Origin of the sequence: Billgrantia campisalis, from assembly GCF_022341425.1 — a bacterium.
GTDB lineage: Bacteria > Pseudomonadota > Gammaproteobacteria > Pseudomonadales > Halomonadaceae > Halomonas > Halomonas campisalis.
Genome location: NZ_JABFUC010000004.1, coordinates 103757 through 120454, shown reverse-complemented (window position 1 = coordinate 120454; position 16698 = coordinate 103757). Strand labels below are relative to the sequence as shown.

Below are 16698 nucleotides of genomic sequence, written 5' to 3'. Positions count from 1 at the left end.
GATACCGCCGTGCTTACCGGCCCGCCTCCCCCTACGACCTGCCGCCAGGAGCTGCTGATGTATTCGCTTGCCCGCTCGATCCTGTTTCGTCTCGATGCCGAAACCGCCCACGGGATGGCGCTTCGCGCGCTGGATGCGGCACACCGACTGAGCCTGGCGGCCCGCCTGGGCGGCGGCCGCGTCGAGGACCCGGTGGAGCTGATGGGCCTGCGTTTCCCCAACCGGGTGGGGCTGGCCGCAGGCCTGGACAAGAATGCCGACCACCTGGAGGCCCTGGGGGCGCTGGGTTTCGGCTTCGTCGAGGTCGGCACCGTGACGCCCAGGCCCCAGGACGGCAACCCGCGCCCGCGGCTGTTTCGCATCCCGCAGCAGGGCGCCATCATCAACCGCATGGGGTTCAACAATGCCGGCGTGGATCACCTGGTCGAGCGGGTCCGCAAGCGTCGCTATGACGGTATCGTCGGCATCAACATCGGCAAGAATCTCACCACGCCGGTGGAACGGGCCGTGGAGGACTACCTGCACTGCCTGGAGAAGGTGCATGCCCACGCCGACTACGTGACCGTCAACATCTCCTCGCCCAACACCCCGGGGCTGCGCAACCTGCAGTTCGGCGAGCATCTCGACGCCCTGCTGGGGGCCCTGAGGGAGGCGGGGAGCCGCCTGGATGCCGCCGCGGGGCGGCGGGTGCCGCTGGCGGTCAAGATCGCCCCCGACATGACCCCCGAGGAGGTCGGCCTGGTGGCCGAGAGTATCGTCAGCAGCGAGATGGACGCGGTGATCGCCACCAACACCACCGTGTCTCGTGAGGCGGTGGCCGGACTCCCCCACGCCGACGAGCAGGGCGGGCTCTCGGGGCGGCCGGTGTTCGAGCCGTCCAATGCGGTGATCCGCGAGCTGCGCCGCCACCTGCCCAGGCTACCGATCATCGGGGTGGGCGGCATCGACAGCGGCGAGGCGGCGGTGGCCAAGCGCCGGGCGGGTGCGGACCTGGTGCAGCTCTATTCGGGCTTCATCTATCGTGGGCCGGCGCTGGTCGGCGAGTGCGCGCGGGCGCTGAAGGCCGCGGGAGGCTGAGCGTCAAAGCGTGAAGAACCAAACGGTAAAGAACCAAAAAGAAAGCCCGTGAGCGGATCACGGGCTTGGTGTCATGTCCGCCGCGGCTGCGGCGGCAGTGGACGGTCGATTGGGTGGGTAGAGGGTTATATCACCATGGGGTTCTTGTGAATGCCGGAGACGCCGGTCATGCCGGCCCATTGATCTCCGCGACCTTCACGCCAACCGCTCATCCAGTATTCGCGAATATTGACATCCTGACTGGGACAGTCGTCGCGGGAGCGCCCTGATACACCGGCCTTGTAGCCATGAAGATAAGCGCGCTGAAAGCGATCACGTTTCTGTCTTTTCATCGGATGACCTCTTATGAAGGTACCAATTTGGCTGAAACGACATGTCTCAACCCGTCATTACCACGCTCCGGGGCCATTGCCAAGTCAATGGCAGAGCGAATGGGAGCGAACCCGGGGGCCGCTGACAGAACGCATGCGTCTATAGAGTAGCTACTCACCCTATTCTTAGCTCATTATGGGCAGCATTGTCGACTTATGTTTCGTCATAAGATCGACGCAAAATTGCAACCTGAGGAATATGTCCGGCCAAGCGCCGGCACCACTGCCATGACCGAGTCACCCCAAACTGCATTACGCCTGCTGGCCAGCTGCCCCAAGGGGCTGGAAGAGCTACTGGCCGACGAGCTCCGCACCCTGGGCGCGGAGCCGGTCAAGACCACCGTTGCCGGCGTACACTGTCGCGCCGAACTGGCGGCTGCCTACCGGGCCTGCCTGTGGTCGCGCCTGGCCAACCGTATCGTGCTCTGCCTGGCCCGGGAGGAGGGCATCGAGTCCCCCGAGGCGCTGCGTCAGGTGGTGTCGCGGGTGCCGTGGACCCAGCATCTGCATCCGGGTGCCACCCTGGCGGTGGATTTCCACGGCCGCAGCGAGCAGATTCGCCATACGCGCTTCGGCGCGCAGCTGGTCAAGGATGGCGTGGTCGATGCGCTGCAGGTGGCGGGTCAGCCGCGGCCGAGCGTCGATCTCAAGCAGCCGGACCTGCGCCTCTACGCTCACCTGCATCGCGGCCGGCTGACCCTTGGGGTGGATCTGTCCGGCGACAGCCTGCACCGCCGGGGCTACCGTCGCGACGTCGGCCACGCGCCGCTCAAGGAGAACCTGGCGGCGGCGCTGCTGATCCGCGCCGGCTGGCCCCAGCGGCTGCGGGCAGGGGAGGCCCTGGTGGACCCGCTGTGCGGGGCCGGCACGCTGCTGATCGAGGCCGCGCTGATGGCCGCCGACATGGCGCCCAATCTGCCCAGGGAGCGCTTCGGCTTTCACGGCTGGGCGGGCCACGACGAGCCGCTGTGGCGTGAGCTTAAGCGCGAGGCCGAGGCACGCGCCGGCATCGGCCGCAAGCGCTGCCGGGCGAGGCTGTTCGGCGTCGACCAGAGCCCCCCGGCGCTGGCGGCGGCCAGGGCCAACGCCATGCGCGCCGGCATTCCCGCCTTGATCGAGTTCCACGGCGCTTCGCTTGGCCAGCTGCAGCGGCCGGAGGCGCTGGACGACGCGGCTCGCGGCCTGGTGATCACCAACCCCCCTTACGGCGAGCGGCTGGGCGAGCTACCGGAGCTGGTGAGCCTCTACGCCGAGCTGGGGGCGGGGGTGCGGCGGGCCTTTCCCGGCTGGCGCCTGGCGGTGTTCACCGCCAACCCGGACCTGGGCCATCGCCTGGGGCTGCGCGCCGACAAGCAGTATTCGCTCAAGAATGGTCCCTTGGACGCGCGGCTGCTGCTGATGGACGTGCCCGACACCGCCTCCGCCGAGGGTGCCGCCGCGTCCTCTGAGGCAGCGGCGGGGCGCGGAGCGCCGGCGTACGGCGAAGGGGCCCAGATGTTCGCCAACCGCCTGCGCAAGAATCGCAAGCGGCTGAAGAAATGGCTGAAGCAGTCCGGGGAGAGCTGCTACCGGCTGTATGATGCCGACATGCCCGAGTACGCCTTGGCCATCGATGTCTACGACGGGCGGGTCCACGTCCAGGAGTATGCGCCCCCGCGCTCGGTGAATGCCGCCCAGGCCCAGAAGCGGCTCTTCGACGCCCTCTCGGTGATCCCCGAGGCGCTGGATGTCGAGGCCTCGGCCATCGTCATCAAGCGGCGCGAGCGAAAGCAGGGCAAGGAGCAGTACCAGAAACAGGGCGCGCGCGGCGAGCGTTTCGAGGTGCGCGAGGGGCGCGCGCGGCTCTGGGTCAATCTGCACGATTACCTGGATACCGGCCTGTTCCTCGACCACCGGCCGGTGCGGCGGCGGCTGGCCGAGATGGCGCCCGGCAAGCGCTTTCTCAACCTCTTCTGCTATACCGCCACCGCCACGGTGCAGGCGGCGCTGGGCAGCGAGGCCGAGGGCGGGGCCAGCGAGAGCGTCAGCGTGGATCTCTCCAACACCTACCTGGAGTGGGCGCGCGATAACTTCGCCTTGAACGGCCTGGACCCTGCGCGCCATCGGGTGGTGCGCGACGACTGCCTGCGCTGGCTGGAAACGGCACGGGCCCAGTTCGACCTGATCTTTCTCGACCCCCCGACCTTCTCCAACTCCAAGAAGATGGACACCACCCTGGACGTTCAGCGCGACCATCCGCGGCTGGTCGACCTGGCCATGGCACGCCTGGCGCCGGGCGGCACTCTGGTGTTCTCCAACAACCAGCGTCGGTTCCGGCTGGACGCCGACCTGGCCGAGCGCTTTGCGGTGGAGGATATCTCGGCGCGGACTTTCGACCCGGATTTTCTTCGCCGGCCCGATATCCACCACGTTTTCCTGATTCGCCACCGGGAGGGGGAATGATCGAGCTGAGACTCTATACCACCCTGGGCTGCCATCTCTGTGAGCGGCTCGAGGCGCTGCTGGCGACTCTATGCGCGTGCGAATACCGCCTCGAGCGCATCGAGATCAGCGAGGATGACGTCCTGGTCGAGCGCTACGGGGTGCGGATTCCGGTGCTGGTGGACGAGGCGGGCGACGAGCTGGACCTGGGGTTCGAACCGGCCCGGCTGGCCGACTGGCTGGACGCGCGCGGCCGGCTCGATGCGGCGGCCTGGCAGCGGCTGCAGGCGGGGGAGCCGCCGCGCTCGCCGCCGGCTCGCCCCGAGTCGCGGGGCGGGCGACGCTACCTGGGATGATCAGCCGTTACCCAGCAGCGACAACTGATGGACCGCCGCCTGGCCCTCGGTGCTTTCGTCCTCTACCTCCAGCACCTTGCGCAGGCCCCGCGAGGCCTGGATGGTGGTTTCGTCGGCGAGCCACATCAGGGCCTGGTCATGATCGTCGGCCAGCTGGTGCTTCAGCCCACCGAACTGGGTACCGATCTGCCCCCAGGCGCGGCTGAAGATCCAGTCGCCGAACATGTCCTGGTGAATATGCACCAGCACATAGTCATGGTCACTCTCCCAGCGGACGATCACATTCTCTCCCGGTCATCGGTATCAAGTGGCTGACGCGCCTGCCGATATTGTAAAGACTTCGTGGCGCCCGACAAGCATCAGCTGAGCGGGCGCTTGCGTTGAGGCACCACATTTCCCAGAGGGTCGGGCTGGGATACGCTGCGGTCTGTGGAGGCGGGGTGTGATGGCACGGGAATTCGAGATGCGGGCATGAGGATGGGCTTCGGGCTGACGGCCAGGCTGGCGGCACTGACGGCGCTGTTGACGCTGGTGATTCTGGGGACCATCGCCATGGCGTTGATGTCGTTTGCGGAATACCGCAAGGAGTTGTCGGAGCTGTCCGGTCAGCATACCCGGGCGCTGATGACCGCTAGCCAACTGATTCAGCAGAGCGAGAGCATGGTCGGCAGCGGTGCCATGTTGCTGCTCGCCGATGACCATTTGACACGTCGCCAGGCCATGTTCGAGATCAACGATCGCAAGGAGTGGATCGGACGGCTGGTCGACGAGCTGACGGATATGCGCCCCGCCGACGGCAATTTCGCCGAGATCAATCGTGCACGAGACCAGCTGGTCGAGAGCCTGGAGCAACTGGATGGCCTGGTTCAGCAGCGCATCGACCTTAGCCAGCGGCTGCGCGAGGCCCATGATCCGCAAGGCGTCGACCGGCTTCAGCAGATCGAGGCACAGATCGCCTACCTGATCCGCGCCCACCGCTCGCTGTCCCAGGCGCTAGGCGTGGCGGTCGGCTATCACGTTAGTCGCATTCGTACGGAAATTCGCGGATCGGCCGACAGCCTGAGTGATGATATCCGGCACCGCGAGCGGGTGCTCAAGGGCTTCGTACTGGTGACCTTATTGGTCCTCATCGCATTGGTGCTGCATATCAATCGCTCGGTAGTGCAGCGGATCGTACAGCTGCAGAAGGTCATCAGCAGCGAGCGCCCCTCGCCGGATGACCTGGTCGTCGATGGACGTGATGAGATTGCCCGCATGACGGGCTCGATTCAGCGCTATGTGCAGCGTATCAACCACAATGAAGAGCGCATCCTGGCCATGAACCGCGAACTGGACTTTCTGGCCACCCATGACGCCCTGACCCAGCTCAACAATCGCCACTATTTCGAACGAGCGCTCAATGAGCGGCGCAGCGAGATGCAGCGCAGCCACTACTGCGCGGTGATGATCGATATCGACCGCTTCAAGGTGATCAATGATGTCCATGGCCACGATGCCGGTGATCGGGTAATCCGCTATGTGGCCGACTGTCTCCGGGAGGGCTTGCCGGAAACGGCGCTGATCGCCCGCTACGGGGGCGAAGAGTTCGTGGCGCTGGCATTCGACATGACGGCCCCGGAGCTCGAGTCGCTGCTGGAGGCCATTCGTCAGCGGCTCGAGAGCACCGCCATTGATGCCAATGGTGAATCCATTGTCGTCACTGCCAGTTTCGGCCTGGCGCAGAAGATTCCCGATACCGAGTTCCAGGTCTGTCTCAAAGCGGCCGATGAGGCCCTCTATGAAGCCAAGCGCCAGGGGCGCAACCGGGTCGTGACGCGCCGCATGAGGGCGGCTGACCTAGGAGAGTCTTCCGATGCGTAATCGAATCAAGCGGTTGATCGTCATGGCAGCACTGCTGCTGGCTTGTCCGGGGGCATTGCTGGCCCAGGAAGCGCTGCGGGTCGAGCTTCAGCTGGAGCCGCCACACCTGGATCCGACGCGAACGGCCTCGGGGACTACGGCCGAGGCTACCCATCTCAATATTTTCCAGGGACTTACCCGTATCGACCGGCACGGTGAGGTGCAGCCGGCGCTGGCCAAAGCCTGGGACGTCGCCGAGGATGGTCTCAGCTACCGTTTCGTCCTTCGTGAAGGGGTGCAGTTTCACGATGGTCAGCCCTTCGATGCCGAGGTGGCGGCCTACAGCCTGCGGCGGCTGCTCGACGAGCGGGATGAGAACCCTCAGCGGCACCTGTTCCAGGCGCTGGAGGAGGTCGTGGTGCTCTCTCCCCTGGAGCTCAGCCTGACGCTCAGCCGGCCCGACGTTCTCCTGCCGTTTCGTCTGGGGCTTTCCGCGGCGGTCATGGTGCATCCGGTCTCGGTGCATACCAATACCACTCAGCCGATCGGTACCGGCCCCTATGCGTTCGTCGCCTGGAAGCGGTCGAAGGGAGTGCATCTGCGCGCGTTCGACGGCTATTGGGGCGAGTCGCCGGCGATTGAGGAGGTGCTGTTCACCTTCACGCCGAACCGCCTGGAGCTCGAGAGTGGTCTGGCGGAAGGATTGATCGACCTCTACCCCGATGCCAGCAGCCTAATGGCGCATATGCTTTTCACGCAGCGCGTCGACTATGTGATTCAGGATGGTATCAGCGAGGGTCAGGTGATTGTCGCCATCAATCATGGCCGCGAGCCGTTCGGCGACCGGCGCGTCAGGCGGGCCATCAGCCACGCCATCGATAAGCCAGCGCTGCTCGCTATCTATCCGACCGCTTCGCCGCCGCTGATCGGCAGCCACTTCTCGCCGCGCCACCCGGCCTACGTGGACCTTAGCGATCGCTATCCCTACGACCAGGCGCGTGCCAGGGCGCTGCTGGAAGCGGCAGGTCACGGCGAGGGGTTGCATGTCACCATCGCGGTACCGCCGACTCAGTATGCCGAGCGTTCGTCGCTGTATATCGCTTCAGACCTCGAGGCCGTCGGGATCGGAGTGGAGCTGCAGCGGATCACCTGGGGCGAGTGGATCGAGCGGGTCTTCACCGAGCACGACTACGATCTGACCATCGTCGCCCATGTGGAGCCGTTCGACATCGACATCTATGCCCGTGACGACTACTACTTCAACTTCCACAGCCCCGCGTTTCAGGCGCTATGGGCACGCATCGAGGCCGAACAGGACCCGGCCCGGCGGAATCGGCTGCTGGAAGAGGCGCAGCGCTACCTGGCCGATGAGGCCGTCAATGTCTTTCTGTTCATGAAGCCCCAGCAGGCGATACGCAAGGCTGGCCTGCAGGGCGTATGGGGCGATGCACCGATTCCGGCGGTGGTGCTGGAAGAGCTTTACTGGGAGTGAGCATGCGAATCATCGTGGATGCCAACGTACCGGCAGCGGAGACGTGCTTTGGGGCGCTGGGGGAGGTGGTGCGCCTGCCGGGGCGCGAGATCGACGCCGCGGTGGTGCGCCATGCCGACGCCCTGGTAGTGCGCTCGATCACCCGTGTCGATGAGGCGCTGGTGGCCGGCTCACGGCTGCGCTTCGTGGGCACCTGCACCATCGGCACGGATCATGTCGACCAGGCGGCCCTGGCCCGCCACGGCATCGCCTTCGCCAGCGCCCCGGGCTGCAACGCCGAGGCGGTGGTCGACTATGTGCTGGTCAGCCTGCTGACCCTGGCCGAGCGCCAGGGCTGGCTGCTCGGCAAGCGGCGTATCGGTATCGTCGGGGTCGGCAACGTGGGCGGCCGGCTGCTGAGCAGGCTCTCCGCCCTGGGCATCGAGTGCCTGGCCTGCGACCCGCCCCGGGCCGAGCGGGAGGCCGCACCCGACGGGGCCAAGGCGTTCAGCGACCTGGATACGTTGATCGATGAATGCGACGTGCTCTGCCTGCATACCCCGCTGACCCGGGAAGGGCCCCATGCCACCCACCACCTGCTCGGCGCGCAGCGCATCGCCGAGCTGGCGCCGGGCACGGTGCTGCTCAACGCCGGCCGCGGTCCCTGCGTGGACGGCCTGGCGCTGCGGCAGCGCCTGGCGGGCCAGGGCGATATCGCCGCGGTGCTGGACGTCTGGGAGCGTGAACCCGGCATCGATGCGGCGCTGCGCGACCTGGCGACGCTGGCCACCCCGCATATCGCCGGCTACAGCCTGGACGGCAAGCTGCGCGGCACCCATCAGATCTACAACGCACTCTCTCACCACCTGGGCCAGCCGGCGCAACTGGCGCTGTCCGAGCTGCTGCCGGCGCCGCCCGTGGCGCGCCTGGAGCTGGGCGAGGGGATCGCCCCCGAGGAGGCCCTGAGGCTCTGCGCACGGGCGGTCTACGACGTGCGCCGCGACCATGACAGCCTGCGCCGCGAGGCCGGGCGCCAGGGCATCGCGAAGGGCTTCGACGCCTGCCGGGCCGACTACCCGCTGCGCCGGGAGTTCGTCACCCTGGCGGTTGGCCTGCATGGAAAGGCCCGCGAGCTGGCGCCGCTGCTGAGGGCCGCCGGCTTTGCGGTGAGCGAGCCGTAGCGACCCTCTCAGCTGCCTGCCGACCCAACGCAGCGGGCCCGCCAAATGGCGGGCCCGCTGCGGTTGCGTTGATCGAACCGAAGGGTGTGGATCAGCGGTAGGCGGCTTCCTTCAGTGCGCGGATGCGATCATCCAGCGGCGGATGGCTGGCGAACAGCCGCTCCATCAGCGACTTGGTCTGGCCCTTGGTGATGGCCATGGCGCGCAGGGTGTCGGGCATCTGGTCGGGCATTTCGGTCTCGGCCTTGAGGCGGGCCAGGGCGTTGATCATGGCCCCGGAGCCGGCGAGCTGCGCGCCGGCGGCGTCGGCGCGGTACTCCCGGAAGCGCGAGAACCAGGCGACGATGGCCGAAGCGATGATGCCGAACACGATCTCGGCGACGATCACCACCGCGAAGTAGCCCATGAAGCCGAGCCCCGCGCCGTCGCTGCGGCTCTTGAGGAACTGGTCCACCAGGTGAGCGACCACCCGGGCGAAGAACATCACGAAGGTGTTCACCACCCCCTGGATCAGCGCCAGGGTCACCATGTCGCCGTTGGCCACGTGGCCGATCTCGTGGGCCAGCACCGCGCGCACCTCCTCGGGGCGCATGCGGTTGAGCAGCCCGGCGGAGACCGCCACCAGGGCGTCGTTGCGGTTCCAGCCGGTGGCGAAGGCGTTGGACTGCTGGGCCGGGAAGATACCCACCTCCGGCGTCTTGATGCCGGCCTGGCGGGAGAGCTCTTCCACGGTATCGACCAGCCACTTCTCGGTGGCATTCGACGGCGTCTCGATGATCACCGTGCCGGTGGCGCGCTTGGCCATCCACTTGGAGATGAACAGCGAGATCATCGACCCGGCCATGCCGACGATGAAGCAGAAAATCAGCAGGGCGTTGAAGTTGATGCCCTGGCCGCGCAGGTAGCCTTCCACTCCCAACAGGCGCAGGGTAATGCTGGCGACGATAATGACGCCCAGGTTGGTGCCCAGAAAGAGCAGGATTCGCAGCATGGTTCGGGTTCTCCCAATGTCATCGTAAGGGGGCGGCGCTGCGCTGGGCGCAGCGTCCAAAAGCTGTTGCTTAGATACGGTCTGGGTCGCCGGGTTTCAAGCCGGACGCTTGGCCGCGGCTATTGCCGGTAGCGCGACAGGAAACGCGCAAAGCGATCCAGGGCATCCCCCAGCTGGTCAGCCCAGGGCAGGGTGACGATGCGCACGTGATCGGGCTCGGGCCAGTTGAAAGCGGTGCCCTGCACCAGCAGGATCTTCTCCTGCAGCAGCAGGTCGAGCACCATCTGCTGGTCGTCCTGGATATTGAACACCTTGGGGTCGAGCCGCGGGAAGGCGTAGAGCGCGCCCTTGGCCTTGGTGCACGACACCCCGGGAATGGCGTTGAGTTTTTCAAAGGTAATGTCGCGCTGGGCCAGCAGGCGCCCGCCGGGCAGGATCAGGTCGTTGATCGACTGATAGCCGCCCAGCGCGGTCTGGATGGCGTGCTGGGCCGGCACGTTGGCACACAGCCGCATCGAGGCCAGCATGTTGATGCCCTGGATGAAGTCGGAAGCGCGCTGCATGGCGACGCTGCCGGAGAGTGTCATCCAGCCGGAACGGAAGCCGGCGCAGCGGTAGCTCTTCGACAGGCCGTTCATGGTCACCACCAGCTGGTCCTCGTCGGCCAGCGCCCCGGTGGAGACATGCTCGGTGTCGTCGTAGAGGATCTTGTCGTAGATCTCGTCGGAGAACACCACCAGGTCGTGCTGGCGGGCGATCTCCAGCAGCTCGCGCACCACCTCGGGCGGGTAGACGGCGCCGGTGGGGTTGTTGGGGTTGATGATCACGATGGCCCGGGTGTGGCCGGTGACCTTGGCGCGAATGTCGTCCAGGTCCGGCGCCCAGTCGGCCTGCTCGTCGCAGCGGTAGTGCACGGCATGGCCGCCGGAGAGATTGGCGGCGGCGGTCCACAGTGGATAGTCCGGGGCGGGGATCAGTACCTCGTCGCCGTCGTTGAGCAGCGCCTGCAGCGCCATCACGATCAGCTCGGACACCCCGTTGCCGATGAAGATGTCCTCGATACCGACGCCGGGAATCTCCTTGCGCTGGCACTCCTGCATGATCGCCTTGCGCGCCGAGTAGAGCCCCTTGGAGTCGCAGTAGCCCTGGGCCGTGGGCAGGTTGCGCATCACGTCCTGGAGGATCTCCTCCGGCGCCTCGAAGCCGAATGGTGCTGGGTTGCCGATGTTCAGCTTCAAAATGCGCTGGCCTTCGTCTTCCAGCCGCTTGGCGTGCTCGAGCACCGGGCCGCGGATGTCGTAGCAGACGTTGTCGAGCTTGTGCGATTTCCTGAAAAGGGCGGGCGTGTCCATGGCGTATCCGAATTCCAGTGGTGTCCAGTGGCCGCCCGACGCGGGGCGACTCGGGTGATTATGCGGGCTCGCTGCCCGGGCCGCCACGGTTGTCGGGGGCGACGGCCTCGTCGAGTGCTTCCGGTGCCACCGGCGGCGGAATGTCGGCCGGCGTTTCCAGCGTCAGGCGGCCGAGCTTGCCGTCGCGCAGCTCGTGCAGCAGCACCTCGGCGCCGCGGTGCAGGTCCACCTCGCCGCCGGGGCGCAGGCCGCCGCGCTTGGCGGCGATCTCGGTAAGGATGGCATGCCCGTCGAAGCCGGCCAGCGCCAGCAGATCGGGGCGTTGGGGGCCATCGGCCTCGACCCGCTCCGCCTCGGGATGGGCCGTGTAAGGGGGCAGCGCCCTAAGCTTGTAGCGTCCCTTGAGCGCCTCGGGGTAGCGCTTGGCCAGCTCGGCGGCGGTGACCACGCCGACGTCGATATAGTCGATGGCGGTATCGCGAATGGCGCCGCTGGCCGCCAGGCGATAGGCGCTGGCCTGATCCTCGATCTTCGGCCACAGCACCCCGGGGGTGTCGGTCAGCGCCACCCGGCCGCCGATGCGCACCTTCTGCTGGCGCTTGGTCACCGCCGGTTCGTTGCCGGTCTTGGCCAGGGTGCGTCCGGCCAAGCCGTTGATCAGCGTCGATTTACCGACGTTGGGAATGCCCATGACCATGACCCGCACATCGCGGTCGGCCCGCACGGCGCCCGCCAGCTCGTGGCACAGCTTGGGAATGCGCTTGAGTTCGCGGGCGTTGGTGGTGGTGATGGCGAGCGCGCGGGTGTCGGGCTGGGCGTCGAAGTGGGCGACCCACTCGCGGGTGCGCTCGGGATCGGCCAGGTCGGCCCGCGAGAGGATCTTGAGCACCGGCTTGTGGCGGGTCAGGGTCGCCAGCATGGGGTTGGCGCTGGAGTAGGGCAGGCGGGCGTCGAGCACCTCGATCGCCACGTCGATCTCCGGCAGCGCCTCCTGAATCTGCCGGCGCGCCTTGTTCATGTGTCCCGGGTACCAGCCGAGCATCGAGCCTCTCCTGCCTAAAAGAAACGGCCGCCCACTATACCAGAGGGCGGCCATTTCAGGGCAGACAGGGGCCGCTATTCGCCGGGATGGAAGCTGATGGCCACCGAGTTGATGCAGTAGCGCAGGCCGGTGGTGTCGGGCGGCCCGTCGGGGAAGACATGGCCCAGGTGGGCGTTGCAGTGGGAACAGACGACCTCGGTGCGCTGCATGCCGTGAGTATCGTCGAGGTGCTCTTCCACTGCCGACTTGCCCAAGGGCCGGTCGAAGCTCGGCCAGCCGCAGCCGGCATCGAACTTGTGCTCGTTCTCGAACAGCGGGGCATTGCAGCACACGCAGTGGTAGATGCCGTGCTCGTCGCTGACCCGGTAGTTCCCGCTGTAGGGGGGCTCGGTGCCTTTCTCGCGGGTGACGCGATACTGCTCCGGGGTGAGCTGGGCCCGCCACTCGGCGTCGCTCTTCTCGATTTTCTTGCGCATGGCGTCTCTCCTGCTGCGTGCTTTCCGTTATGTGTGTCCATCAGACATCGAATGTCCCCGTCATTTCCAGTCCCAAGGCGTTCACGGGTGAGTGTTGACAGCTCCCGGAGCCTTGAGTAACATTCGCGCCACTTCGTTGAGGCGAGACGGCTGCGTCCCATTCGTCTAGTGGTCTAGGACACCGCCCTTTCACGGCGGGAACAGGGGTTCGAACCCCCTATGGGACGCCAATCGCTTCATCAGAGTACCGGAATGCGGGAATAGCTCAGTGGTAGAGCATCGCCTTGCCAAGGCGAGGGTCGGGAGTTCGAATCTCCTTTCCCGCTCCAATGCGTCCCATTCGTCTAGTGGTCTAGGACACCGCCCTTTCACGGCGGGAACAGGGGTTCGAACCCCCTATGGGACGCCACGCTTCCGGTTGCATCCGCAATAGCGGTTGCGATATTGATAGCATAGACTGTCGTGCATGCGGGAATAGCTCAGTGGTAGAGCATCGCCTTGCCAAGGCGAGGGTCGGGAGTTCGAATCTCCTTTCCCGCTCCAAACGCGACACGTTTTTTGCGTCCCATTCGTCTAGTGGCCTAGGACACCGCCCTTTCACGGCGGGAACAGGGGTTCGAACCCCCTATGGGACGCCACCTCGATTTGCATCGAAAAGCGGGAATAGCTCAGTGGTAGAGCATCGCCTTGCCAAGGCGAGGGTCGGGAGTTCGAATCTCCTTTCCCGCTCCAGTTTCCTCCAGCCTTATCAATGCCAAGGCTCGGCCCCCTTAACACATGATTTCGATGACCTTGCCAACCGGCGAGGGCGTGCTGCGTTTTTTCCCGGCGCGACTTGAAAAATTCCTTTGCGCCCTAATGTCTTGTGTCGCTCCCCGATCCCAATGCAAGGATGTCTCATGGCCGAACCGGCGCTGTCGATCCGTGGCCTGACCAAGGTGTACCGCAACGGTTTTCACGCCCTCAAGGGCATTGACCTCGATGTCGAGCAGGGCGACTTCTTCGCCTTGCTGGGCCCCAACGGTGCCGGCAAGTCCACCACCCTGGGGGTGGTCTGTTCGCTGGTGCAGAAGAGCGCCGGCAAGGTGTCGATCTTCGGGATCGATACCGACCGCGACTTCGCCCGCGCCAAGTACCACCTGGGCGTGGTGCCCCAGGAATTCAACTTCAACCAGTTCGAGAAGGTCATCGATATCGTGCTCGCCCAGGCGGGCTACTACGGCATGTCGCGCCGCGAGGCGCTGCCGCGGGCCGAGCGGCTGCTCAAGGACCTTGGCCTGTGGGACAAGCGCCGCGGCAGCGCGCGCATGCTCTCCGGCGGCATGAAGCGCCGGCTGATGATCGCCCGTGCGCTGATGCACCGCCCCAAGCTGCTGATTCTGGATGAGCCGACGGCGGGGGTGGACATCGAGCTGCGCCGCAGCATGTGGGACTACATGCGCCGCATCAACCGCGAGGAGGGCACCACCATCATCCTGACCACCCACTACCTGGAAGAGGCCGAGAGCCTGTGCCGCAACGTGGCGATCATCAATCACGGCGAGATCATCCGGAACACCGGCGTGCGCGAGCTGCTGGCCGAACTCGACACCGAGACCTTCCTGCTCGACCTGTCTGAGGCGCTGGAGGAGGCGCCCCGGGTCGAAGGCTTCGAGGTGCGCCAGGTCGACCGTGCCCAGCTGTCGGTGGTGGTGCACCGCGGCCAGCGGCTGAACGAGATCTTCGATGCCCTCAGCCAGCAGGGCATCCAGGTGGTCTCCATGCGCAACCGGGCCAACCGGCTCGAGGAGATGTTCGTCTCCATGGTGGAGCAGGGCAACGCCGAGCATGCCGCGGCGGTCGGCGCGGAGGCCCGCGCATGACCCCGACGCAGACCGCCATCGCCCTCTGGACCCTGGTGCACAAGGAGATCAAGCGCTTCACGCGTATTTGGCCCCAGACCCTGCTCCCGCCGTCCATCACCATGACCATGTACTTCATCATCTTCGGCAACCTGATCGGGCCGCGGATCGGTGAGATGGACGGTTTCAGCTACATGGACTTCATCGTCCCGGGGCTGATCATGATGGCGGTGATCACCAACAGTTACTCCAACGTGGCCTCCAGCTTCTTCTCCAACAAGTTCCAGCGCAGCGTGGAGGAGATGATGGTCTCGCCGATGCCCAACTGGGTCATTCTGACCGGTTTCGTGCTCGGCGGCATGGCCCGCGGCCTGGGCGTGGGGCTGATCGTCACCATCGTATCGCTGTTCTTCACCCGGATCAGCGTCGCCTATCCGGTGCTCACCGTTGGCGTGGTGGTGCTGACCGCGGCCCTGTTCTCCATCGGCGGTTTTATCAACGCCCTGCTGGCCGACAAGTTCGACGATGTCTCCATCGTGCCCACCTTCGTGCTCACGCCGCTGACCTACCTGGGCGGGGTCTTCTATTCGATCTCGTTGCTGCCGACTTTCTGGCAGAATGTCTCTCTGCTCAACCCGATCCTGTATATGGTCAACGTCTTTCGCCACGGGTTTCTCGGTGTGTCCGATATCCCGGTGGGCTGGGCGCTCGCGGCCATCTTCACTTTCATTATCGTGCTCTTCGTCATCGCCCTGTGGATGCTGGAGCGCGGCAAAGGCATCAGAAGCTAAATCATGAATCACGATCGCCCCGACACGCTCGCGCATGCCCCGCTGGGCCGCGAGTCGGCCTATCCTGACCGCTACGACGCCGGGCTGCTCTATCCCATTCCCCGCGCCGCCAACCGTGCGCCGCTGGGTATCGAGGAGGGCAAGCTGCCGTTCGTCGGCGAGGATGAATGGCATGCCTTCGAGGTCAGCTGGCTCAATGCCCGGGGCAAGCCGGTCGTCGCCGTGGCGCGCTTTCGCCTGCCGGCGGATTCGCCCTGCCTGATCGAATCCAAGTCGTGGAAGCTCTACCTGAATGGCTTCAACCAGACCCGCTTTGCCAGTCGTGAGCAGGTCATCGAGACCCTGCTCGGCGATCTGTCCCGGGCCGCGGGGGCCGCCGTGTCCGTCGAACTGTTCGACGTGGACGACGAGGCGCTGGCCCCGCGGCGCCTGCCCGGCGAGTGCCTGGATGAGCTGGATATCGAGATCCGCGACTACACCCCGAGCCCGGAACATCTCATCGTGGGGGAGGGCGAGATCGTCGAGGAGACGCTCCATTCGCATCTGCTCAAGTCCAACTGCCCGGTCACCGGCCAACCCGACTGGGGCAGCGTGCTGATTCGCTATCGCGGGCCGCGGCTCGACCGCGAGGGCCTGCTGCGCTACCTGATCGGCTACCGTCAGCATCAGGATTTCCACGAACACTGCGTCGAGCATATCTTCACCGATCTGATGGCGCGTGCCCGGCCCGAGCGCCTGCTGGTGCTGGCCCGCTACGTGCGCCGCGGCGGGCTCGATATCAGCCCCTGGCGCGCCACCCCGGGCGAGCGCCCCCCCGAGCCGCTGCGCCTGGCCCGTCAGTAGCCATGCGCGGGGTGAGCGTCGAGGGCACAGCTGATAGAGTGTCGAGAATTCTTCTCGTTGAAGTCCTGATAAGGGAGAGACGGTATGGACGCGATGACCCTGCTGCACGAGCGCAGCTCCATGGGCAAGCTGATGGGGCCGCCGCCGAGCCCCGAGCAGCTCGAGGCAATCTATCGGGCCGCCCTGCGCGCCCCGGACCACAAGGAACTGCGCCCCTGGCGCTTCATCGAGTTTTCCGGTGAGGGCCTGAGCCGGCTGGGTGAGCTCTTCGCCGAGGCGGAATTCCGCGAAGATCCCCATGCCGGAGACGCGGTGCTGGATGCCGCCCGCAAGAAGCCGCTGCGCGCGCCGATGATCATCGCGGTGATCGCCAAGGTCACCCCCGATATTCCCAAGGTGCCAAAGGTCGAACAGGTCATCTCCGCCGGCTGTGCGGCCCACGGCATCCTGCTCGCCGCCCAGGCGCTGGGACTCGGCGCCATGTGGCGCAGCGGCAAGTACGCCTTCGACCCTGCCGTTCACAAGGGGCTCGGTCTGGATGAAGACGACGAAGTGGTGGCCTTCGTCTACATCGGCCAGCTGGGCGGGCGTCACAAGCCGCTGGCCGAGCACCGCATCGACGACTTCGTCCAGCGCTGGAACTGAG

The 16698-nt window shown here is 66.0% G+C and carries 16 protein-coding genes and 6 tRNA genes; 16 read left to right on the top strand and 6 right to left on the bottom strand.

What is annotated here, in order from left to right; translation table 11 throughout:
* Positions 1-57 precede the first annotated feature (57 nt).
* Complete coding sequence (locus HOP52_RS06190; RefSeq protein WP_238976499.1) at positions 58-1077, top strand: quinone-dependent dihydroorotate dehydrogenase; 1020 nt, start codon at positions 58-60, stop codon at positions 1075-1077.
* A gap of 125 nt (positions 1078-1202) precedes the next feature.
* On the opposite strand, the gene rmf is transcribed toward HOP52_RS06190, so the two are convergent.
* The gene (gene rmf / locus HOP52_RS06185) at positions 1203-1409 is read right to left on the bottom strand and encodes a ribosome modulation factor (protein ID WP_238976498.1); all 207 of its coding nucleotides are present in this window, start codon (positions 1407-1409) and stop codon (positions 1203-1205) included.
* A gap of 267 nt (positions 1410-1676) precedes the next feature.
* Between rmf and rlmKL the strand changes: the two genes are divergently transcribed.
* Both rlmKL and HOP52_RS06175 read left to right on the top strand, forming a co-directional pair.
* Positions 1677-3890: a bifunctional 23S rRNA (guanine(2069)-N(7))-methyltransferase RlmK/23S rRNA (guanine(2445)-N(2))-methyltransferase RlmL gene (rlmKL, locus tag HOP52_RS06180; protein WP_238976497.1), complete on the top strand. Its 2214-nt coding sequence runs from the start codon at positions 1677-1679 to the stop codon at positions 3888-3890.
* Positions 3887-4225, top strand: coding sequence for a glutaredoxin family protein (locus HOP52_RS06175; protein WP_238976496.1), 339 nt, complete (start codon positions 3887-3889; stop codon positions 4223-4225). The genes rlmKL and HOP52_RS06175 overlap by 4 nt, the downstream gene beginning before the upstream one ends.
* On the opposite strand, the gene HOP52_RS06170 is transcribed toward HOP52_RS06175, so the two are convergent.
* Positions 4226-4507, bottom strand: a complete 282-nt coding sequence (locus HOP52_RS06170) for a hypothetical protein (protein ID WP_238976495.1) — start codon at positions 4505-4507, stop codon at positions 4226-4228.
* Positions 4508-4696: 189 nt separating this feature from the next.
* Here HOP52_RS06170 and HOP52_RS06165 point away from each other — a divergent pair, with 189 nt between their 5' ends.
* Genes HOP52_RS06165 through pdxB form a run of 3 tightly spaced genes read left to right on the top strand, consistent with a single transcriptional unit; the run spans position 4697 to position 8716 of the window.
* Positions 4697-6085 (top strand): GGDEF domain-containing protein, encoded by a 1389-nt coding sequence (locus HOP52_RS06165; RefSeq protein WP_238976494.1) that lies wholly within the window; start codon positions 4697-4699, stop codon positions 6083-6085.
* Positions 6078-7556: an ABC transporter substrate-binding protein gene (locus tag HOP52_RS06160; RefSeq protein WP_238976493.1), complete on the top strand. Its 1479-nt coding sequence runs from the start codon at positions 6078-6080 to the stop codon at positions 7554-7556. Before HOP52_RS06165 ends, HOP52_RS06160 begins: the two co-directional genes overlap by 8 nt.
* A gap of 2 nt (positions 7557-7558) precedes the next feature.
* Positions 7559-8716 (top strand): 4-phosphoerythronate dehydrogenase PdxB, encoded by a 1158-nt coding sequence (gene pdxB / locus HOP52_RS06155; protein ID WP_238976492.1) that lies wholly within the window; start codon positions 7559-7561, stop codon positions 8714-8716.
* Between the two features lie 91 nt (positions 8717-8807).
* Here the strand turns inward: pdxB and htpX are convergent, their stop codons facing one another.
* The 4 genes from htpX to msrB form a co-directional block, all read right to left on the bottom strand.
* The gene (htpX, locus tag HOP52_RS06150) at positions 8808-9707 is read right to left on the bottom strand and encodes a protease HtpX (protein WP_238976491.1); all 900 of its coding nucleotides are present in this window, start codon (positions 9705-9707) and stop codon (positions 8808-8810) included.
* Positions 9708-9826: 119 nt separating this feature from the next.
* A complete protein-coding gene (locus HOP52_RS06145) occupies positions 9827-11059 on the bottom strand; it encodes a pyridoxal phosphate-dependent aminotransferase (protein WP_238976490.1) in 1233 nt (410 codons plus the stop codon).
* A gap of 58 nt (positions 11060-11117) precedes the next feature.
* The gene (gene ylqF / locus HOP52_RS06140; protein ID WP_238976489.1) at positions 11118-12101 is read right to left on the bottom strand and encodes a ribosome biogenesis GTPase YlqF; all 984 of its coding nucleotides are present in this window, start codon (positions 12099-12101) and stop codon (positions 11118-11120) included.
* A 74-nt stretch (positions 12102-12175) separates the two neighbouring features.
* Positions 12176-12577, bottom strand: coding sequence for a peptide-methionine (R)-S-oxide reductase MsrB (gene msrB, locus HOP52_RS06135; protein WP_238976488.1), 402 nt, complete (start codon positions 12575-12577; stop codon positions 12176-12178).
* A gap of 154 nt (positions 12578-12731) precedes the next feature.
* Here msrB and HOP52_RS06130 point away from each other — a divergent pair.
* From HOP52_RS06130 to HOP52_RS06085, 10 genes are all read left to right on the top strand, one after another.
* A tRNA-Glu gene (locus tag HOP52_RS06130) sits at positions 12732-12807 on the top strand.
* 24 nt (positions 12808-12831) lie between these two features.
* A tRNA-Gly gene (locus HOP52_RS06125) sits at positions 12832-12906 on the top strand.
* Between the two features lie 4 nt (positions 12907-12910).
* Positions 12911-12986 (top strand) — tRNA-Glu (locus HOP52_RS06120).
* A gap of 59 nt (positions 12987-13045) precedes the next feature.
* Positions 13046-13120: transfer RNA gene (locus HOP52_RS06115), tRNA-Gly, on the top strand.
* Between the two features lie 19 nt (positions 13121-13139).
* A tRNA-Glu gene (locus tag HOP52_RS06110) sits at positions 13140-13215 on the top strand.
* 19 nt (positions 13216-13234) lie between these two features.
* Positions 13235-13309: transfer RNA gene (locus HOP52_RS06105), tRNA-Gly, on the top strand.
* 167 nt (positions 13310-13476) lie between these two features.
* Positions 13477-14439 (top strand): ABC transporter ATP-binding protein, encoded by a 963-nt coding sequence (locus HOP52_RS06100; RefSeq protein WP_238976487.1) that lies wholly within the window; start codon positions 13477-13479, stop codon positions 14437-14439.
* Positions 14436-15209: an ABC transporter permease gene (locus tag HOP52_RS06095; protein WP_238976486.1), complete on the top strand. Its 774-nt coding sequence runs from the start codon at positions 14436-14438 to the stop codon at positions 15207-15209. The genes HOP52_RS06100 and HOP52_RS06095 overlap by 4 nt, the downstream gene beginning before the upstream one ends.
* A 3-nt stretch (positions 15210-15212) precedes the next feature.
* Positions 15213-16052: an NADPH-dependent 7-cyano-7-deazaguanine reductase QueF gene (queF, locus tag HOP52_RS06090; protein ID WP_238976485.1), complete on the top strand. Its 840-nt coding sequence runs from the start codon at positions 15213-15215 to the stop codon at positions 16050-16052.
* A gap of 84 nt (positions 16053-16136) precedes the next feature.
* The gene (locus HOP52_RS06085) at positions 16137-16697 is read left to right on the top strand and encodes a nitroreductase family protein (protein ID WP_238976484.1); all 561 of its coding nucleotides are present in this window, start codon (positions 16137-16139) and stop codon (positions 16695-16697) included.
* The last annotated feature ends 1 nt before the right edge of the window (position 16698 follow it).